This window comes from Pseudomonas sp. SDO5522_S412 (genome assembly GCF_054071215.1).
This window is the reverse complement of sequence record NZ_JBSVWQ010000385.1, coordinates 1-2891: the sequence shown is the minus strand read 5'-3', so window position 1 is coordinate 2891 and position 2891 is coordinate 1. Positions and strand designations below refer to the sequence as shown.

The window sequence follows — 2891 nt, the reverse complement described above, 5'->3', positions numbered from 1 at the left end:
ACCCATCTGTGGCTGATCCACCGCATTCGCGAGCAAGCCCGCTCCCACATTAGTTTTCTGGTGTGTTCGCTGACCTGGAAGTCAATAAAACCGCCTGTTTGCGGTGTAAGACAGATGGTCATTCCAGGGGCTGTTTATCTGCGTTATTACGGTATACTGCGCGGCCTTCGGCCGGTCCAACCGGCCTTAATTCGTACAACAAGCCACGCTGGATTTCCCGCGTGGCTTGTTGTTTTTTGACGCGCCTGCGGGCGCCCAGAGAGAAGAGGCACGACGATGAGTGCATTGGTTGGCGTGATCATGGGCTCCAAGTCCGATTGGTCCACCCTTAGCCACACCGCCGATATGCTGGAAAAACTCGGCATTCCCTACGAAGTGAAGGTGGTTTCCGCCCACCGCACTCCGGATTTGCTGTTCCAGTATGCCGATGAAGCAGAATCCCGTGGCATCGAGGTAATCATCGCCGGTGCCGGCGGCGCAGCTCACCTGCCAGGCATGTGTGCAGCCAAGACTCACCTGCCAGTGCTGGGCGTACCGGTGCAGTCGTCGATGCTCTCGGGCGTGGATTCGCTGTTGTCCATCGTGCAGATGCCCGCCGGTATTCCGGTGGCCACCCTGGCGATCGGCAAGGCCGGTGCGATCAACGCTGCCTTGTTGTCCGCCAGCATCCTCGGCGCCAAGCACCCGCAGTTCCACGCGGCGCTGAAAAAATTCCGTGCTGAGCAGACAGACAGCGTCCTGGACAATCCAGACCCACGCATTGCCTGAGGTGGTTGATTGATGAAAATCGGTGTAATCGGTGGCGGCCAACTGGGCCGCATGCTGGCCCTGGCGGGTACGCCGCTGGGGATGAACTTCGCTTTCCTGGATCCGGCACCAGATGCCTGTGCAGCTGCCCTGGGTGAACACCTGCGTGCGGACTACAGCGACCCGGATCACCTGCGCCAGCTGGCCGATGAAGTCGACCTGGTGACCTTCGAGTTCGAAAGCGTCCCGGCTGAAACCGTGGCCTTCCTGTCGCAGTTCGTGCCGGTATACCCGAGCGCCGAAGCCTTGCGCATCGCTCGTGACCGCTGGTTCGAGAAGAGCATGTTCAAGGACCTGGGCATCCCGACACCGGCTTTCGCCGACATCCAGTCCCAGGCTGACCTGGACGCCGCAGTCGCCTCCATCGGCCTGCCGGCCGTGTTGAAGACCCGCACCCTGGGTTACGACGGCAAGGGCCAGAAAGTCCTGCGCACCGCCGCCGACGTGGTCGGTACCTTCGCCGAACTGGGCAGCGTCGGCTGCCTGCTGGAAGGCTTCGTGCCGTTCACCGGTGAAGTCTCGCTGATTGCCGTGCGTGCCCGCGATGGCGAAACGCGTTTCTACCCGCTGGTGCACAACACCCACGACAGCGGCATCCTCAAGCTGTCCGTGGCCAGCACTGACCACCCGCTGCAAGCCCTGGCCGAAGATTATTCGAGCCGTGTGCTGAAGCAACTGGATTACGTCGGCGTGATGGCGTTCGAGTTCTTTGAAGTCGACGGTGGCCTCAAGGCCAACGAAATCGCCCCGCGCGTGCACAACTCCGGGCACTGGACCACCGAAGGCGCCGAGTGCAGCCAGTTCGAAAACCACCTGCGGGCGGTAGCGGGCTTGCCATTGGGCTCCACGGCAAAAGTCGGCGAGAGCGCCATGCTCAACTTCATAGGCGTGGTGCCGCCGGTTGATCGCGTGATCGCGATTGATGACTGCCATCTGCATCACTACGGCAAGGCGTTCAAGGCCGGGCGCAAGGTCGGCCACGCCAACCTGCGCTGCAAGGATCGCGCGACGCTGCAAGCGCAGATCCTCAAGGTCGAAGCGCTGATCGCCGAGCAATAACCCAAGGCCGGGCGGAACCATTGGTACCCGCCACCCTCTGATTGCAGGAAGCCAAAGTCTGACTAGGCTTTGACTGAATTCACTTCAATCAGAGGGAAATGCCATGGGTATCATTGGGACCATCTTTATCGGTTTGATCGTCGGCCTGCTGGCGCGTTTCCTGAAGCCAGGCGACGATAGCATGGGCTGGATCATGACCATCCTGCTGGGTATCGCCGGTTCGCTGGTTGCGACTTATGGTGGCCAGGCACTGGGCATCTATCAGGCGGGCCAGGGCGCAGGCTTCATTGGTGCGCTGGTGGGTGCCGTGGTGCTGCTGGTGATCTACGGTCTGCTGAAAAAGAAGTAATTTAGCGACCAGGCCCTCTGCGCTGCGCAGGCGCAGAGGGCTAGAATGCCGGCACTGTAATCCTTGCCGAGCCTCTCCATGCGCCGTCTTCTGTTATCCCTTCTTCTATGCACCGGGTTGGCCCACGCTGGCGAACTGCCGGAAACCGACTGGCTGGAACTGATGCCCAAGTCGGACCAGAAAGCCCTCGAAGAAATGCCGGAAATCGACCACAACTCCCCGGAAGCCCAAGGCACGTTCACCGCAAAGGGCGGCCTGAAGCAGAGCAAGGGTTTGCCGGCGGTTATGTATTCCACCAAGACGGTGGCTGCCATGAACGGCAAGAATATTCGCATTGGCGGCTATCCCGTGCCGCTGGAAACCGACGCCAAGGGCCGCAGCACGCTGTTCTTCCTGGTGCCTTATCCGGGCGCCTGCATCCACGTGCCGCCACCGCCGCCCAACCAGTTGGTGCTGGTGCGTTATCCCAAGGGCTTGAAGCTGGATGACATCTACACGCCGCTGTGGGTGACGGGCACGCTGAAGGTGGAGAAGGTCAACAATGACCTGGCCGATGCGGCGTATGCGTTGGATGCGGGGAAGGTGCGGGCGGTCAAGGAATCGGATCTCTGATCTGATGCAGAACCTAATGTGGGAGCGGGCTTGCTCGCGAATGCGGTGTGTCAGTCAGCACATG

Annotated in this window: 5 protein-coding genes; all 5 read left to right on the top strand. The window is 60.8% G+C overall.

Going from position 1 to position 2891, the window contains the following annotated elements:
• Positions 1 to 240, top strand: a 240-nt coding sequence (locus ACW9I6_RS31815) for a hypothetical protein (RefSeq protein ID WP_457340220.1), incomplete at its 5' end; no start/stop codon positions are given.
• Positions 241 to 276: 36 nt separating this feature from the next.
• Positions 277 to 768, top strand: a complete 492-nt coding sequence (gene purE, locus ACW9I6_RS31810) for a 5-(carboxyamino)imidazole ribonucleotide mutase (RefSeq protein WP_003213411.1) — start codon at positions 277 to 279, stop codon at positions 766 to 768.
• Positions 769 to 780: 12 nt separating this feature from the next.
• A complete protein-coding gene (locus ACW9I6_RS31805) occupies positions 781 to 1866 on the top strand; it encodes a 5-(carboxyamino)imidazole ribonucleotide synthase (RefSeq protein WP_102370181.1) in 1086 nt (361 codons plus the stop codon).
• 103 nt (positions 1867 to 1969) lie between these two features.
• On the top strand, positions 1970 to 2215 hold the full coding sequence (locus ACW9I6_RS31800) for a GlsB/YeaQ/YmgE family stress response membrane protein (protein ID WP_003213408.1): 246 nt from the start codon (positions 1970 to 1972) through the stop codon (positions 2213 to 2215).
• A 78-nt stretch (positions 2216 to 2293) separates the two neighbouring features.
• Complete coding sequence (locus ACW9I6_RS31795) at positions 2294 to 2827, top strand: DUF3299 domain-containing protein (protein WP_023659290.1); 534 nt, start codon at positions 2294 to 2296, stop codon at positions 2825 to 2827.
• Positions 2828 to 2891 lie beyond the last annotated feature (64 nt).